The organism is Streptomyces lydicus, assembly GCF_004125265.1.
Lineage (GTDB): Bacteria > Actinomycetota > Actinomycetes > Streptomycetales > Streptomycetaceae > Streptomyces > Streptomyces lydicus_C.
Genome location: NZ_RDTE01000003.1, coordinates 487,951 through 503,741 on the forward strand (window position 1 = coordinate 487,951; position 15,791 = coordinate 503,741).

Annotated in this window: 13 protein-coding genes; 3 read left to right on the forward strand and 10 right to left on the reverse strand. The window is 71.3% G+C overall.

Annotation, left to right across the window (positions count from 1 at the left end):
• Positions 1-128: 128 nt before the first annotated feature.
• The 3 genes from D9V36_RS04885 to D9V36_RS04895 are packed head-to-tail and all read right to left on the reverse strand — an operon-like array spanning position 129 to position 3,099.
• Positions 129-767, reverse strand: coding sequence for a LutC/YkgG family protein (locus tag D9V36_RS04885; protein WP_129292670.1), 639 nt, complete (start codon positions 765-767; stop codon positions 129-131).
• On the reverse strand, positions 764-2,335 hold the full coding sequence (locus tag D9V36_RS04890) for a lactate utilization protein B (RefSeq protein WP_129292671.1): 1,572 nt from the start codon (positions 2,333-2,335) through the stop codon (positions 764-766). The genes D9V36_RS04885 and D9V36_RS04890 overlap by 4 nt, the downstream gene beginning before the upstream one ends.
• Positions 2,332-3,099 (reverse strand): (Fe-S)-binding protein, encoded by a 768-nt coding sequence (locus tag D9V36_RS04895; protein ID WP_129292672.1) that lies wholly within the window; start codon positions 3,097-3,099, stop codon positions 2,332-2,334. Before D9V36_RS04895 ends, D9V36_RS04890 begins: the two co-directional genes overlap by 4 nt.
• 214 nt (positions 3,100-3,313) lie before the next feature.
• On the opposite strand from D9V36_RS04895, the gene D9V36_RS04900 reads away from it, so the two are divergent.
• Positions 3,314-4,987 (forward strand): L-lactate permease, encoded by a 1,674-nt coding sequence (locus tag D9V36_RS04900; protein WP_129292673.1) that lies wholly within the window; start codon positions 3,314-3,316, stop codon positions 4,985-4,987.
• A 101-nt stretch (positions 4,988-5,088) separates the two neighbouring features.
• On the opposite strand, the gene D9V36_RS04905 is transcribed toward D9V36_RS04900, so the two are convergent.
• The 7 genes from D9V36_RS04905 to D9V36_RS04935 all read right to left on the reverse strand — a co-directional run bounded on the left by D9V36_RS04905 (position 5,089) and on the right by D9V36_RS04935 (position 13,892).
• Positions 5,089-5,913, reverse strand: coding sequence for a FadR/GntR family transcriptional regulator (locus tag D9V36_RS04905; protein WP_129292674.1), 825 nt, complete (start codon positions 5,911-5,913; stop codon positions 5,089-5,091).
• Positions 5,914-6,061: 148 nt separating this feature from the next.
• Entirely contained in the window at positions 6,062-7,066 is a 1,005-nt protein-coding gene (locus tag D9V36_RS04910; RefSeq protein ID WP_129292675.1) for a HEAT repeat domain-containing protein, read from the reverse strand.
• 6 nt (positions 7,067-7,072) lie between these two features.
• Complete coding sequence (locus D9V36_RS04915; RefSeq protein ID WP_129292676.1) at positions 7,073-7,732, reverse strand: HEAT repeat domain-containing protein; 660 nt, start codon at positions 7,730-7,732, stop codon at positions 7,073-7,075.
• 55 nt (positions 7,733-7,787) lie between these two features.
• Positions 7,788-8,999 (reverse strand): aromatic ring-hydroxylating oxygenase subunit alpha, encoded by a 1,212-nt coding sequence (locus D9V36_RS04920; RefSeq protein ID WP_129292677.1) that lies wholly within the window; start codon positions 8,997-8,999, stop codon positions 7,788-7,790.
• A 10-nt stretch (positions 9,000-9,009) separates the two neighbouring features.
• Positions 9,010-10,170, reverse strand: coding sequence for an N-methyl-L-tryptophan oxidase (gene solA, locus D9V36_RS04925; RefSeq protein ID WP_129292678.1), 1,161 nt, complete (start codon positions 10,168-10,170; stop codon positions 9,010-9,012).
• Between the two features lie 60 nt (positions 10,171-10,230).
• Positions 10,231-12,759 carry a GcvT family protein gene (locus tag D9V36_RS04930; protein ID WP_129292679.1) on the reverse strand — a complete coding sequence of 843 codons (2,529 nt, stop codon included), beginning with the start codon at positions 12,757-12,759 and terminating at the stop codon, positions 10,231-10,233.
• A 47-nt stretch (positions 12,760-12,806) separates the two neighbouring features.
• The gene (locus tag D9V36_RS04935) at positions 12,807-13,892 is read right to left on the reverse strand and encodes an S-(hydroxymethyl)mycothiol dehydrogenase (RefSeq protein ID WP_129292680.1); all 1,086 of its coding nucleotides are present in this window, start codon (positions 13,890-13,892) and stop codon (positions 12,807-12,809) included.
• A 283-nt stretch (positions 13,893-14,175) separates the two neighbouring features.
• Between D9V36_RS04935 and D9V36_RS04940 the strand changes: the two genes are divergently transcribed.
• Positions 14,176-14,496 carry a bifunctional 3-phenylpropionate/cinnamic acid dioxygenase ferredoxin subunit gene (locus D9V36_RS04940; RefSeq protein ID WP_129292681.1) on the forward strand — a complete coding sequence of 107 codons (321 nt, stop codon included), beginning with the start codon at positions 14,176-14,178 and terminating at the stop codon, positions 14,494-14,496.
• Entirely contained in the window at positions 14,493-15,659 is a 1,167-nt protein-coding gene (locus D9V36_RS04945; protein WP_129292682.1) for an NAD(P)/FAD-dependent oxidoreductase, read from the forward strand. Before D9V36_RS04940 ends, D9V36_RS04945 begins: the two co-directional genes overlap by 4 nt.
• Positions 15,660-15,791: the final 132 nt, after the last annotated feature.

A 15,791-nucleotide genomic window follows, 5' to 3' on the forward strand; every position in this document is an offset into this window, starting at 1 on the left:
GCGCCCGGCACGACGCGCCGTGTACTCGCCGTTCCTGACGGATCGCCATATGTCCCGTCGGCTCCCCGGGCGCGGCCGCTGCCCGCGCCGCCGGAGCCCGGCCCCGGAGCCCGGCACACCGGCACCGCTCACACGTCGGTCCGGATCACCACCTCCAGGGTGCGCGGGCCGTGCACGCCCTCCACCCGCTCCAGCTCGATGTCGGAGGTGGCCGAGGGCCCGCTGATCAGTGTGGTCGGGCGCTCCGGCCGGAGCTGTGCCACCGCCTCCGGCACACCGGTCCGCACCGACGACAGGTCGACGACGCACACATGCAGATCGGGGACGAGGGTCAGCGCGCGCCGCCCCTGGTCCGCCGCGGCGCCGTCCAGGAAGATCGTGCCGGTCTCGGCACAGCTGACGGCGGAGGCCGTCACCACCCCGTCCAGCACATCGAGCCGGGGCGCCGGAATGTCCGGGGAGTCGGTGCGGACCTCCCCGTCCCACCCGGCCAGCCAGGCCGGATCGAGGCCCGGAGGGACCCCGATCCTCCGCGCGCCGTGCGCCCGCAGCGCCTCGGTGATCACCGTCGCGGTGGTGCCGGCCGTGCAGGTGCGCACCTGCGCCTTGTAGTCGACGAGCCGGTCGACGAAGAGGGCGAGCCGTTCCCCGTCGGGGAGGGCGCGGCCGGTGCGGTAGGCCCGGGGGACGGTCACCTCGGGCCGGTCGGAGCGGGTCAGCGCGTCCTGGACGCGTCGCAGCACCGTCTCCCGTGCGGTCGCGGTCACTGTGCCTCCTGGGAATCGTCGTCGGTGTGCCGTGCGCCGTCCTGTGCCGCCGCCCGCATCGCGGCCGCGCCGTCGGCGGAGGCGAACCAGGAGCGGAAGGACTGCTTCGGCGGGGCCGGGGTGTCGCGGCTGTCGCTCCAGCCCCGGAACGGCGGCGGCAGATGGGAGAACGTGCCGCTTCGCCCCGCCACCACGCGCCCGAGCCCCGCCGCCCGCTGTGCGGCCGTGAACAGCTTGGGCTGCTTCATGACCGTGGCCGCGGCCTTCATCGCCAGCTTCTCCGCAGTCGTTCCGGACTGTTCGGTGTGCTGGTGCCGCAGCTCGACCAGCAGCGACGGGATGTCGATCTTCACCGGGCAGGCGTCGAAGCAGGCTCCGCACAGGCTGGAGGCGTACGGAAGCGAGCTGTTGGGGTCGTCCTTGGCCGCGTGCATACCGGCGAGCTGCGGGGTGAGCACCGCGCCGATCGGGCCGGGGTAGGTCGATCCGTAGGCATGGCCGCCGGTCCGCTCGTACACCGGGCAGACATTGAGGCAGGCCGAGCAGCGGATGCAGTTCAGCGCCTCGCGCCCGATGGTGTCCGCGAGCGCCGCCGTCCGCCCGTTGTCGAGCAGCACGAGGTGGAAGTCCTGCGGGCCGTCGCCCGGCGTCACGCCCGTCCACAGCGAGGTGTACGGGTTCATCCGCTCGCCGGTCGAGGAGCGCGGCAGCAGCTGGAGGAAGACCTCCAGGTCCTGGAAGCGCGGCAGGACCTTCTCGATGCCCATGACGGTGATCAGCGTCTCGGGCAGAGTCAGGCACATCCGGCCGTTGCCCTCGGACTCGACCACCGACAGGGTGCCGGTCTCGGCGATCCCGAAGTTGGCGCCGGAGACGGCCACCTTGGCGGTCATGAACTTCTCGCGCAGATACGCGCGGGCCGCGGCGGCCAGTTCGGCGGGGGTGGCGGCCAGCGCGGGGTCGACACCGGGGATCTGGCGGAGGAAGATCTCCCGGATCTCGTCGCGGTTGCGGTGGATCGCGGGGACCAGGATGTGGGACGGACGGTCGTCGGCGAGCTGCACGATCAGCTCGGCCAGGTCGGTTTCCAGGGCGGTGATGCCCTGGCTCTCCAGATGCTCGTTGAGGCCGATCTCCTGGGTGGCCATCGACTTGACCTTCAGGACCTCGTCGCTGCCGGTCCGCCGGACCAGCCGGGTGACGATCTCGTTGGCCTCGATGCCGTCGCGCGCCCAGTGGACGGTGCCGCCGTGCTCGGTGACCTTCCGCTCCAACTCCTCCAGCAGCTCGGGCAGCCGGTTCATGGTGTCGGTCTTGATCGCCGAGCCGGCGTCGCGCAGCGCCTCCCAGTCGGGCAGTTCCCCGGTGACGTCCAGGCGCTTGGCGCGGATGGAGTGGGTGGCCTTGCCCAGATTGCGGCGCAACTGCTCGTTGCCCAGTTCGTCGTGGGCGGCCCGGGGGAAGGTGCGCTCGCCCCGCAGATGGCCCGTCCCGTACGGGGAGCGCGGGGGAACGGCGGGCATACCGAGGAAGGTGCCGCGCGCCGAGGGGCCGGTCGCAGTGCTCATCGGGCGGCCTCCGTCAGGACGTGGGGTGCGGTGCGGGTGGCGGCGAGGATCTGCGCCAAGTGCAGTGTCCGGGTACCGGACTTGATACGTGAGAGACCGCCGCCGATGTGCATCAGACAGGACGAGTCGCCCGCCGTGCACACCTCGGCGCCGGTGCCGGCGATGTGGTCCATCTTGTCCCGCAGCATCGCGGAGGACGTGCCGGCGTTCTTGACCGCGAAGGTGCCGCCGAAGCCGCAGCATGCGTCGGCCTCGGGAAGTTCCACCAGGTCGATGGCCTCGACGGCGCGCAGGAGCCGCAGCGGCTTCTCGCCCACCCGCAGCATCCGCAGGGAGTGGCAGGTGGGGTGGTAGGTCACGCGGTGGGGGAAGTACGCGCCGACGTCGGTCACGTCGAGTACGTCGACGAGGAATTCGGACAGCTCGTACGTCTTGGTCTTCACGGCCGCGACCCCGGCGCGCAGCGCGGCGTCCCCGTAGCGTGCGGCGACGAGTTCGTGCTGATGGCGGACCGAGCCCGCACACGACCCGGACGGCATCACCACCGCCTCGATCGACGGGTCGCCGAACTGCTCGGCGAAGTTCGATACCAGCGGCACCGGCTCCCGCTGATAGCCGGTGTTGACATGCATCTGGCCGCAGCAGGTCTGCTGCGGCGGGAACACCACGTCGTGCCCCAGACGGGCCAGCAGGACCGCGGTGGATTTCACCGCCTCCGGGAAGAGCGTGTCTCCCAGGCAGGTGGCGAAGAGCGCGATGCGCATGGGACCTCCCTTGCTTATGGTCCGACCATACTCGCTTCGGACCTAAGAAGAAAAGTAAGGGCACAGTTTGGTCTGACCTTATTGACATGCGACATCTTCGATGGGCTACTGAGGGCCGATTCTCAGCCACCGGGCGCGCCGCTCCCGCCGGGAACGGGACGTTCCGACCGGCCGGACGGCGCGCAGAACTCGATGACTCGATGAGGAGCACTCCGTGGCCACCACACCGCCCGCCGTCCTGGCGGCCTACACCCCCGACGTGGCCTCCGTCGGGGACAGCCTCACCGCCACCGCGCTGCTGGGCCTGGTCCCCCTGGCGACCTTCTTCGTGCTACTGATGGCGGCCCGTCGCACCGCGCTGCACTCCGCCCTCGGCGCCCTGCTGGCCGCGCTGCTGGTCGCGGTCCTCGGCTACGGGATGCCCCTGCGGCTCGGCGTCCTGTCCGCCACCCAGGGTCTGGCCTTCGGCCTCTTCCCGGTGATGCTCATCGTGGTCGCGGCCCTCTGGTTCTACGAACTCACCGTGGTCAGCAACCGCTTCGAGGACCTGCGCCGCTCCTTCAACTCCGTCGGCCGCGGCGATCTGCGCATCCAGGCCATGCTCATCGCGTTCTGCTTCGGCGGACTCCTCGAAGCCCTCGCCGGATTCGGCGCCCCCGTCGCGATCACCGCCGCCATGCTGATGGCGCTCGGGCTGCCGCGGCTCACCTCGGCCGTGACCGTCCTGGTCGCCAACACCGCGCCCGTGGCCTTCGGCGCCATGGCCATCCCCATCACCACCGCGGGCACCCTCACCGGCATACCGGCCGGGGACCTCGCCGGCGTGATCGGCCGCCAGAGCCCGCTGCTCGCCCTCTTCGTCCCGTTGCTGCTGCTCTTCCTCGTCGACGGGCGGCGCGGCCTGCGGCAGTTGTGGCCCATCGCCCTGGTCACCGGATCGGTTTTCGCCCTCGCCCAGTTCTGGTGCTCGGCCCACTTCGCCTACGAGCTCACCGATGTCGTCGCCGCGCTCGCCGGTTTCGGCGCCGCCGTGGTCATGCTGCGCTTCTGGTCCCCCACGACGCCGGACGACCAGCGTTCCCGGGTCGAGGCCGAACCGCTGACCGGCCGCCGCGTCCGGCTGGCCGTCCTGCCGTACCTCCTGGTGATCGCGGTCTTCGCCCTCGCCAAGCTCCGCATCGGCGGACTCGACATGCCCCGGCTGCTCGGCGCCGCCACCCTCCAGCTCAACTGGCCCGGCCTGTACGGGAATCTCCTGGGCGCCGACGGTTCCCCCGCGGGCAGCGCGGTCTACAAGCTGGAGGTCCTGGCCAATCCCGGCACCCTGCTCCTGCTCTCCGGCCTCCTCGTGATGCTGGTCTACAGCCGCGCGAAGGACTCCGACCGCTTCCCGATGACCGCGCGCACGGGCCTGGTCTGCGCCGGGCGCACCGTGCGGAACATGCGGACCGCCATCGCCACGGTCGCCACCGTCCTGGCCCTGAGCTACGTGATGAACCAGTCGGGCCAGACCCTCGCGATCGGCACCTGGCTCGCCGCCACCGGCGGCTTCTTCGCCGTGCTCTCCCCGGTCCTCGGCTGGCTCGGCACCGCCGTCACCGGCTCCGACACCTCGTCGAACGCGTTGTTCGCCACGCTCCAGCAGACCGCGGGAAGGGCCGTGGGCATCGACCCGACCCTGCTGGTGGCCGCCAACACCACCGGCGGTGTCGTCGGCAAACTCATCAGCCCGCAGAACCTGACCATCGCGGCGACCGCGGTGGGACGACCGGGCACCGAGCGGATCCTGCTGCGCAAGGTCGTCGGCTACAGCGTCGCGATGCTGGCGGTCCTGTGCGTCCTGGTCGCTCTGCAGTCGCTGCCGGTGCTGTCGTGGATGGTGCCGTAGGGGGCGTGGCGGGGGGGGCGGGGCAGGTCCACCCTGTCCCCCTCTGTCTCCCGTCGGGCGCGGGTGCGGTCCGCTGGCCTTGGGGACTCAGCCCCGCCGACTCAGCCTTCCCGGGCCGCCTCGGATGTCTCGGGCGCGCCACCCGCCCGGTCCGTGTCGCCTCCCCCACCCGTCCGGTCCGCCTCGCCCGCCCCATCGGCCTGGGGCTTCTCGTCAACCAGCGTCCCGTGGAAGCCGCGGATATGCGCCTCGACCAGATCGGCGGCCTTCGCGCCCTTGCCCGCACGCACCAGGCGCAGCAGCTCGGTGTGCTCGGCGTTCAGCGCACCCGCCGTGGCCGGCCAGTCCTCCGCCGTCTCCAGCGCCCGCAGGATCAGCGGACGCACCGACTCCCGTACGGCCGAGGTGAGGGTGGAGGTGAGCTGATTGCCGGAGCTGCGGGCGATGGCGACATGGAACCGGGTGTCCAGGTCGTTGAAGGCGTCGGCCCCCACCCCGGGCTCCTTCATACGCGCCACGAGCGCTTCGGCCTCGTCGAGGTCCTGTGCCGGAGCGTGCTCCGCGGCCGCCTCGAAGCTGGAACGCTCCAGCACCACCCGGGCCTCCAGCACGTCCTGCAGGCTGTAGCTCCCCAGGGCGAAGTGCAGGCGCAACAGCCGGCCCAGCGCGTCGTCCGGGTTCCGTACGATCCGGGCTCCCGCGTCCGGCCCGCGGCCCGCCTGCGCGACCAGCACCCCGATCGTCTCCAGCACCCGCAGCGCCTCGCGCAGCGCGGACCGGCTGACTCCGAGTACCGGTGCCAGCTCACGCTCGGGCGGCAACCGGTCCCCGGCCTTCAGCTCGCCCGCGAGCACCCGCTCCTCGATGCGTTCGAGGACCAGCTCATGTGTGCGCGACTGCCGTACAGGTCGCCATTCGGCAGACATCCACCACTCCCCGGCTCGGCCCCGTGCTCCCTTGCCAAAACTATGTCACACAGCGCGTGTGGTCGGACCATACGGCCGAGCCGACGGCGCCCGTTCTCCACCCGGGCCCGGCACCCTCCATTCCGGCTCACAGCACCCTGGAAGGCCGCTACCGCGCTGCGCGCAGCTTGAGAATGTAGGTGGCGGTGAGCGCAACGGCACGGTCGTCGTCATGTGACAGATCTGCGAGGGCACGTGAAGCCGTGCTCCCCGGGACTTCCGCGAGCGCCTGTGCCAGCCGTCGACGTGCCGACGAGTCAACGGTGCCGGGGGCGAGGCGGTCAATGAGTCCGGTGGCGATCCGGTCCGCCAACGCCGGATCGGTCGCCAGCGTGCTCAGTGCGTCAGCTGCATCGGCGTCGTGCGTCTCCTCGACGACCATGTCGATCAGCGACGGGACCGCGTCGGCCGCTCCACGTGCCCCGAGCGCCAGAGCTGCGCATCTGCGGACCACCGTGTCGGAGTGCGTGAGAGCGTCCCGCAGCAGTGCGGTCGCCTCCTCGTCCGGAATCTCGGCGAGGGACTGGACGGCACGTTTGCGCACCTCGGCTGCCGGTGAGCCAAGGCCCTCCGCCAGCAGCGCCGGTCCGCTCTCGCCCGATCGCGCAAGAGCCCATCGAAGGGCTCCGGCGACGTTCGGGTCCGTCTCGCTCAACACCGCCTCGACCAGAGCTTCCGCCGGCACCGGGACCTCGTCGGCCGAGGACAGGGCCGCGCGCTGGCGCGTCCCGGCGCTCTGTGCCCCCAGGGCCTGAAGGAGGGCGACGATCTGGATGACATCCTCCCAGCCTGCCGGTTCCGCGGCACCGATCCGACGGAGTCGCGTGAGCAGCGCCGTTTCAGCCGCAATGCGTTCTCGCGTCTGGCGGATGAGGTCGTCGACGAGCTCTGCGGGCTCGAAACCGGGATCGTCCAGCGCCCGCCCGACCTCACGCAGCGAGAGTCCCAATGACCGCAGGCTCTCGATATGGAAGATCCGCCGGATGTCCGCGCCGGAGTACTCGCGATAGCCGGCCTCACTACGGCCTGTCGGCCGCACCAGGCCGAGCGAGTCGTAATGCCTGAGCATGCGGGCACTGACCCCGGACCGTCGTGCCACATCGCCGATCAACACCGCGTCTCACCCCTCCTGGCCGGTCGTGCCGAGGGCCATGATGCGCTTCGCCTCCTCGATCGCGAACTCGAACCCGGCGTCCGGGTTGCGCAACAGCCGTTCGGTGGCGATGGCGTGCCGGCATACGCGAGGGTCGGGATCCGTCATCGCGGCGCGCAGGGTCGGCATGATCACCTCACCGAGCGCGATCAGCGCGCGGCTGAGGCTCAACTGCATCTCACGCTCGCCGCGCCCGAGTTGTGTCGCCAGGACAGGGGTCAACTCGGGTTCCTCCCCTTCGGGTACGAGTACGACCGCTGCCCGCCAGGCGCTCCGCGCCACCTCGTCGTCGGCGTCGGTCAAAAGCGCCCGCGTGAGCGCCGGCCACGCTTGCCGGTCCCCGATCTTGGACAGCGTGTGCAACGCCTGGCTCCGTGCCTGCGCACGCTCCGAGTGCAGTTCATCGACGAGCTTGGGGACCGTCATCGACGAGGAGTGGCGGGTGAGCGCCCAGGTGAGCATTTCCCGCACGTGAAATTCCGGTTCGATCGCGCAACGTCCGATGAGCTCATCGACGAACCGCGGGGCAGGGGCCGTGCCGACCGCCAGCGCCGCCCGCAGCCGCACCGACGAGTTTCTGTTCTCCAGCCCCTGGAGAACCAACTTTTGCAGTTCCTGTTTCGTCATGGCCGTCGGGACCACCTCCTCGGACCACAGTGAAGACGTTGTCACCGTGTCAAGGTCAAGCGGGATCACGATCTTCCGCCGCTGCTCCACGCCGGGCCGTGCCCGCCCCCGTCTCCCCCAGACAGTCGGTGACCCAGCGGTGGAAGGCCCCGATGTGGTGCTCGCTGGGCACCAGCACCCCTCCGGTGCGGTAGGCGCGCGAGCTCATCGCGGGCTGGGTGCGCTCGCAGGCCTCGAAGTCCTGGGAGTTGACCCGGTGGAAGAGCTCGACGGACTTGGAGAGATCGGCACCGGAGTCGACGACCTCGGGCAGATACAGCCAGTCGCACTCGACGAGGGTGCGGTCGGGGGCCATCGGGAACATCCGGTGGACGATGACATGGTCGGGGACGAGGTTGACGAACACCTGCGGCCGGACGGTGATCGCGTAGTAGCGGCGGTCCTGGGTGTCCTCGATACCGGGGAGCCGGCCGAAGCCCTCGGTGCCGTCCACGGTGAATCCGGTGGCCTCCTCGGAGAAGGCCGCGCCGTGGCCGACGTAGTACTGGGCGGCGAATCCGTCGGCGAACTCCGGGAGGACTTCGGTGAGTTCGGGGTGGATGGTGCCGCAGTGATAGCACTCCATGAAGTTCTCGATGATGAGCTTCCAGTTGGCGCGCACGTCATAGGTGAGGCGCTTGCCGAGGGCGAGCCCTTCGGTGCGGTAGCGGTCGAGGCAGGCGGCGTCGCCCAGCCGCTCGACGGCCGCGCCGATCACGGTGTCCTCGAAGGACGGCGGCTCGTCGGCGAGGCACACCCAGGCGTAGCCGAGCCATTCGCGGAGCGGGACGGTGACCAGAGAGCGTGCGCCGCGGTCGATGTCCGGCATCCGCTGCAGGTTGGGGGCGGCCACCAGACGGCCGTCGAGGTCGTAGGTCCAGGCGTGGTAGGGGCATTGGAGGTTGCGGCGGACCTCGCCGGACTCCTCGGTGCACAGCTGCGCGCCGCGGTGCCGGCAGATGTTGAGGAAGGCGCGCAGCTCTCCGGCGCGGTTACGGGTGATCAGCACGCTCTCCCGGCCGATCCGGACCGTACGGAAGGCGCCCGGCTTTCCCAGGTCGGCGCTGCGGACCGCGCAGAACCACAGCCGCTCGAAGATCTTCTCCTGCTCCTGCCGGAAGATGCCGGGGTCGGTGTAGTAGTGGCCGGCGAGGGTGGCGATCAGGCTCGGGGAGGCCGCGGGCACAGTGGCCGCGGCCGGGGCGGACTCGGTGTGGGTGGTCGTCATGACGGTCTCCTCAAGCGGCCGCGGCGGCGGGCCTGCGGGGGTCGAACAGCTCGATGGGGTGCGCGGTGGCCCCGGTCAGCGCGAGGTCGGCGACGATCTCGCCGACCACGGGGACGAACTTGAAGCCGTGTCCGGAGAACCCGCAGGCGACAGTCACGGTCTCCGGGTGGGCGGGGTGCCGGGTGATCACGAAGTGCTCGTCGGGGGTGTTGGAGTACATGCAGGTGGCGGCCTTGAGGAAGCGGCCGGGGAGGGCTGGGATGCGGGGGCGCATCTGGTCGGCCATGGCGCGCACCTCGTGGTCGTGCACGGTGCGTTCGATGGTCTCCGGGGTGCAGACGGTGCCCTTGCGGAAGAAGGCGACCTTGGCGCCGCCGTCCGGGCCGTCGATCGACGGGAAGCCGTAGACCTGCACGCCCCTGTCGTCCTCCCAGATGTAGATCGGGTGCCGCTCGGGGACGAAGGGCGCGGTGCCGCCGTCGGGGGCGAACCAGTACATGACCTGCCGTTCGATGGTGAACGGCACGCCCAGGTCGGTGAGCAGCTGGGGTGCCCAGGCTCCCGGGCAGATCACCAACTGGCCCGCGGTGTAGGTGTCTTCGGGGGTGTGGACGCGGACCCCCGCACCGCCGGGCAGCTCCTCCCAGCGGGTGACCGGTTCCTCGAAGTGCAGCTCGGCACCGTCCCGGCCGGCCAGCTGGAGCTGCGCGGCGACCGTGAACTCCGGCCGGACCAGGCCCGCCCGTGCCTCGTACAGCGCGACCTCGTCGTCGGCGGGGGTGAGGGTCGGGAAGCGGCGGCGGATCTCCTCGGGGCCGAGCATCTCGTGCGGAAGGTCCCACCGGCGGGCGGATTCCAGACTGCCGGCGACGGTGCGACTGTCCGGGCGGCCGATCATCACCCCGCCGCAGAGGGTGGCGATCTCGCGGCCGGTGTCCCGCTCCAGCTTCTCGTACAGCTCGTAGGAGCGCAGCAGCAGCGGTACGTAGGCGGGGTCCTCGAAGTAGGACTGCCGGGTGATACGGGAACCACCGTGGCTGGAGCCGCGGTGGTGCACCGGGCCGAACTTCTCCAGGCCCAGGACCCGGGCACCGCGGGCGGCGAGGTGGTGGGCGGCGGCGCTGCCCATGCCGCCGAGGCCGAGGACGATGACGTCGTAGGTGGGAGCCATGCGGTTGCTCCTTCTGCGTACGGGGGACGAGCGGATCACCGGTGGACCAACGGAGGGCGGCTACCTGCGGATACGTTCCATCTGCGGGTCGAAGAGGGGTTCCCGGGCGACGGTCGCGGAGATCTTCTCGCCGAAGTATTCGATGTGGACGGGGGTGCCGGGGACCGACGCGGCGGCCGGCAGCCAGGCGTAGGCGATCCCGCGGCCGAGGGTGTAGCCGTAGGCGGCGGAGGTGACATAGCCGACCGGGAGGTCGGTGGGGGCACCTCCCTCCCGAGCGGAGTCGAGAGTGGGGGCAAAGACCGGTTCCTTGCCGAGGACGAGGGCGTCGGGGTCGTCGAGGGTGAGGCACGTGAGCTTGCGCGCCGCGGTCTCCTCGCTCCGGCCCTCCAGTGCGTCCCGCCCGACGAAGTCGCCCTTGCCGGGGCGGACGGCGAAACCGACACCGGCCTCGTACGGGTCGTGCTCGGTGGTCATGTCATGGCCCCAGGAGCGGTAACCCTTCTCCAGCCGGAGGCTGTTGAAGGCGCTGCGCCCGGCGGCGATCACCCCGTGCTCCCGGCCGGCCTCCCAGAGCGTGTCCCACAGGCGCAGCCCCAGGTCGGCGGTGGTGTACAGCTCCCAGCCGAGCTCGCCGACATAGCTGAGACGCATCGCGGTGACCGGGACATGGCCGAGGTGGGTCTGCTTGGCCCTGAAGTAGCCGAAGGCCTCGTGGGAGAAGTCGTCGCGGGTGAGCGGCTGGACCAGGTCGCGGGCGAGCGGGCCCCAGACGCCGATGCAGCAGGTGCCGGGGGTGATGTCGCGGACCTGTACTCCCCCGCTCCCGGCTTCGCCCGAGCGGGAGGGGCTCCCCTCCGGGGCGTGCCGCAGCAGCCAGTCGAGGTCCGCTGCGCTGTTGGCGCCGACCTGGAAGCGGTCGGGGGCCAACCGGGCGACGGTGAGGTCGGAGCGGATGCCGCCGGTCTCGTCCAGGAGCAGGGTGTAGGTGACCGCGCCCGGCTTCTTCGCAAGGTTGTTGCTGGTCATGCGCTGGAGGAAGGCGAGGGCGCCGGGGCCGGTGACCTCCAGGCGGCGCAGCGGGGTCATGTCGTACAGAGCGACCTTCTCGCGGGTCGCCTTCGCCTCGGCGGCGGCGATCGGCGACCAGTAGCGGGCCGACCAGGCGTCGCGCTCGGGGAGGTCGAGTCCCTGGGCGAGCGGGGCGTTGGCCTCGTACCAGTGCGGGCGCTCCCAGCCGCCGGCCTCCAGGAAGTACGCGCCGAGCTCCTGCTGCCGTGGATAGAAGGGGCTGGTGCGCAGCGGCCGCGGCTGCTCCATCGGCTGCAGCGGGTGGATGACGTCGTAGACCTCGGTGAAGCTCTGGGCGCCGCGGTCGGCGACGTAGGCGGGCGAGCGCTGGGCGTCCTCGAAGCGGTAGAGGTCGCACTCATGAATGTCGGTTCCCGGCCGGCCGTCCGTCATCCACTCGGCGACGGCCTTGGCGACGCCCGCCGAGTGGGTGACCCAGACCGCCTCCGCGAGCCAGAATCCGCGCAGTTCACGGGATTCCCCGAGGACCGGCATGCCGTCGGGGGTGAAGGAGAAGACCCCGTTGAAGCCCTCGGCCACCCGCGAGGCCCCGAGCGCGGGCAGCAGTCCGACGCTGTCCTGCCAGCTCGGGGCGAAGTCGTCCCCGGTGAAGGGCAGCGAGGACGGCATCAGGGGCGCTTTGTCGAAGGCCGGGACGGTGAAGGGGTCGACGGGCATCGGGCGGTGGGCGTAGGAGCCGATGCCGAGCCGGTCGGTGTGCTCGCGGAAGTAGAGGTCACGGTCCTGGAAGCGCAGGATCGGCTTGCTCGCCTCACTACGGGGATCGTTGACGCCGGCGAGCTCGGGCAGCGGCTCGGTGGTGGCGTACTGGTGGGCCAGCGGCAGCAGCGGTACGTCCACCCCGGCCATCGCGCCGATCACCGGGCCCCAGAAGCCGGCGGCCGAGACGACGTGGTCGGCGGGGAAGGTGCCGCGGTCGGTGACCACGCCGGTGACGCGGCCGTCCTCGCGCTCGATGCCGGTGACGGTGTGCCGCTCCAGGAAGCGGGCGCCGAGGCTCTCGGCGCGGGCGATCTGGGCGCGGCAGGCGAGCACCGCGCGGGCCAGTCCGTCGCCGGGGGTGTGGAAGCCGCCGTACAGCACGGTCTCGTCGAGCATCGGCCACAGCTGCTTGCACTGCTGCGGGGAGAGCAGTTCACCGTGTACGCCCCAGGAGGCGGCGAGTCCGGCCTTGCGGTGCAGATCGGCCCAGCGGGCCTCGGTGGTGGCGATCTCCAGGCCGCCGACCGGATGGAAGCAGGGCAGCCCGTCCACCTCCAGGGCGCCGAACTTCTCGACGGTGTAGGCGGCGAACTCGGTCATGGTCTTGGACGGGCCGGTCCGGAAGACCAGGCCGGGGGCGTGCGAGGTGGAGCCGCCGGGGGCCGGCAGCGGGCCCTGTTCGAGGACGGTGACCTCGGTCCAGCCGCGGGCGGTCAGCTCATCGGCGAGCGAGCAGCCGACGATGCCGGCACCGATGACAACCACACGGGAACGGTGTGCGGGCGTGCGGGACATGACCCTCCTCCTGCTGGTCGGGGTGGTCGGCGGTGGGCGGTACGCCGTCAGATGACCACGACGGAGCGCAGTACCCGGCCGTCGCGCATCTTGTCGAAGGCGGACTCCACCTCGTCCAGGGCGATCGTCTCGGTGACGAATCCGTCGAGGTCGAGGCGTCCGCTGAGGTAGCGGTCGATGAGCACGGGGAAGTCGCGACTGGGCAGGCAGTCGCCGTACCAGGAGGACTTCAGGGCGCCGCCGCGCGAGAAGAGCTCGATCAGCGGCAGCTCGATACGCATGTCCGGGTCGGGAACGCCGACCTGGACCAGGGTCCCGGCGAGGTCGCGCATGGAGAACCCCTGCCGGTAGGTCTCGGGGCGGCCGACCGCGTCGATCACCACATCCGCGCCATGGCCGCCGGTCAGGCCGCGCACCGCCTCGACGGGGTCCGTGCCACGGGAATTGACGGTGTGGGTGGCCCCGAAACGGGTGGCGCCGTCCAGCTTCCGGTCGTCGATGTCGACCGCGATGACCCGGCGCGCCCCGGCGATCGACGCCCCGGCGATCGCCGCGTTGCCCACCCCGCCGCAGCCGATGACGGCGACGGTGTCCCCGCTGCCCACCGCTCCGGTGTGCACGGCCGCACCGTACCCGGCCATCACTCCGCAGCCGATGAGACCGGCGGCTTCAGGGCGGGCGTGGGGGTCGACCTTGACCGCCTGTCCGGCGGCGACCAGGGTCTTCTCGGCGAACGCCCCGATGCCGAGCGCGGGGGTGAGCGGAGTGCCTTCCGGCAGCGTCATGCGCTGGGTGGCGTTGGCGGAGTCGAAGCAGTACCAGGGCCGTCCGCGGCGGCAGGACCGGCAGGTGCCACAGGGCGCCCGCCAGGCGAGGACGACGTAGTCACCCGGGGCGAGGGCGGTCACGCCGGGGCCGACCGCCTCGATGACACCGGCCGCCTCATGGCCCAGCAGGAAGGGGAACTCGTCGTTGATCGCACCGTCCCGGTAGTGCAGATCGGTGTGGCAGACCCCGCAGGCCTGTACGGCGACGAGCACTTCTCCGGGACCGGGATCCGGCACCAGGATCGTCCGCAGCTCGACGGGTGCGCCGTGTTTCGCCGCGACGACGGCATGGACTTCGTGTGGCATGCCCCTACCCCTCAGTGTTGCGCAGTGCACGACTGGTTGCGCGATGAGAGACATAGTGGGAACGCCGGATCGGCAGCGTCAAGGGGTACACCCCGGGCTCTTGGCAAAGGACTTACCGCGCCCCAGCGCACAGCCGGGAAGGCCGAACTCCGTTGCTCCGGCCATCGTTCGGCGATTCCCGGATGCGCTTGACGCATCCGCCCACCATCGGGATTCTGTTGCGCATAGCGCTTCATCGTGCGCACCGCGAAACTCGATGATTCCGAATGCACCAGGGGGTCCTGTGATTCCTGTCTGCCCTCTCGCCGACCTGCCGACCGGCGAGTCCGTACGCATCGACACCGCACCGCCGATCGCCGTCTTCCACACCGACGGCCGGCTCTACGCCATCGACGACACCTGCACCCACCAGGACGCCTCGCTGTCCGACGGCTGGCTGGAAGGGTGCCTCGTCGAATGCCCGCTGCACGCCGCCGCGTTCGACCTGCGCACCGGAGCGGCGACCTGCCTGCCCGCCCGCCGGGCCGTGCGCACCCATCCCGTGACCGTCCAGGACGGCATGATCTACGTCCACCACGCCGCCGAGGAGGGCACCGCCGCATGAAGTCGGTCGCTGTCATCGGGGCCTCGCTGGCCGGTCTGTACGCCGCGCGGGCCCTGCGTTCCCAAGGGTTCGAGGGCCGCCTGGTGATCGTCGGGGACGAGTGCCACCGCCCCTACGACAGGCCCCCGCTGTCCAAGGGCTTCCTCACCGGCGCCACCACCGACCAGGGCCAACTCGCCCTGGCCGACGCCGAGGAGATCGCCGAACTGGACGCCGAATGGCTGCTGGGCACCCGGGCCACCGGGCTGGACACCGGCGGGCGCACGGTACTGCTCGACGGCGGCCGCTCCCTGACCACCGACGGCGTGGTCCTCGCCACCGGCGCCACCCCGCGCCGGCTGCCCGGCCCGATGCCCGCCGGGGCCCACACCCTGCGCACCCTCGACGACGCCCAGGCGCTCCGTGCGGATCTGTCCTCGCCGCCGGTCCGGGTCGTGGTGATCGGCGGCGGCTTCATCGGCGCCGAGGTCGCCTCGTCCTGCGCCGCCCTCGGCCATGACGTCACCGTGGTCGAGGCCGCCCCGCTCCCCCTCGTCCCCCAACTCGGCCACGCCATGGCCGAGATCTGCTCCGCCCTCCACGCGGACCACGGCGTCACCCTGCTCACCGAAACCGGTGTCGCCCGGCTGCACAGCGGCGGCGCCGGAAACCGCGTCACCGGGGTCGAGCTGAGCGACGGCCGAGTGCTCCCCGCCGAGGTGGTCGTCACCGGCATCGGGGTACGCCCCAACACCGACTGGCTCGCGGACTCCCCGCTGCCGCTCGACGACGGGGTGCTGTGCGACGCGGGCTGTGTCACCCCGCTGCCCGCCGTCGTGGCCGTCGGCGACGTCGCCCGGGTGAACGGCGTCCGCGCCGAGCACTGGACCAGCGCCACCGAACAGGCCGCCGTCGCCGCGCGGAACCTGCTGGCCGGCAGCACCGTCGCCACCCACCACGGCCTGCCGTACTTCTGGTCCGACCAGTACGGCGTACGCCTCCAGTTCGCCGGCCGCCGGCTCCCCACCGACACCCCGCGGATCCTCGAAGGATCCCCCGACGACCGCAGCTTCCTCGCCTGTTACGAACGCGACGGGCACACGAGCGCGATACTCGCGCTGAACCGCCCGCGTCCTTTCATGCGCCTGCGCCGTGAATTGGCCACTCAGGCGTTCGCCGCCTGAACTCCTCCCACGTTTTTGGCTTTCCCGCCGTGGGGGTTGCTCGCCGTTTGTCGCCCGCTGGCGCGGTGCGCTCGCCGTTGCTCCCCCACTGCCTAAAGGGCGTGGGGGAGCAACGGCGGGAAAGCCAGAAAC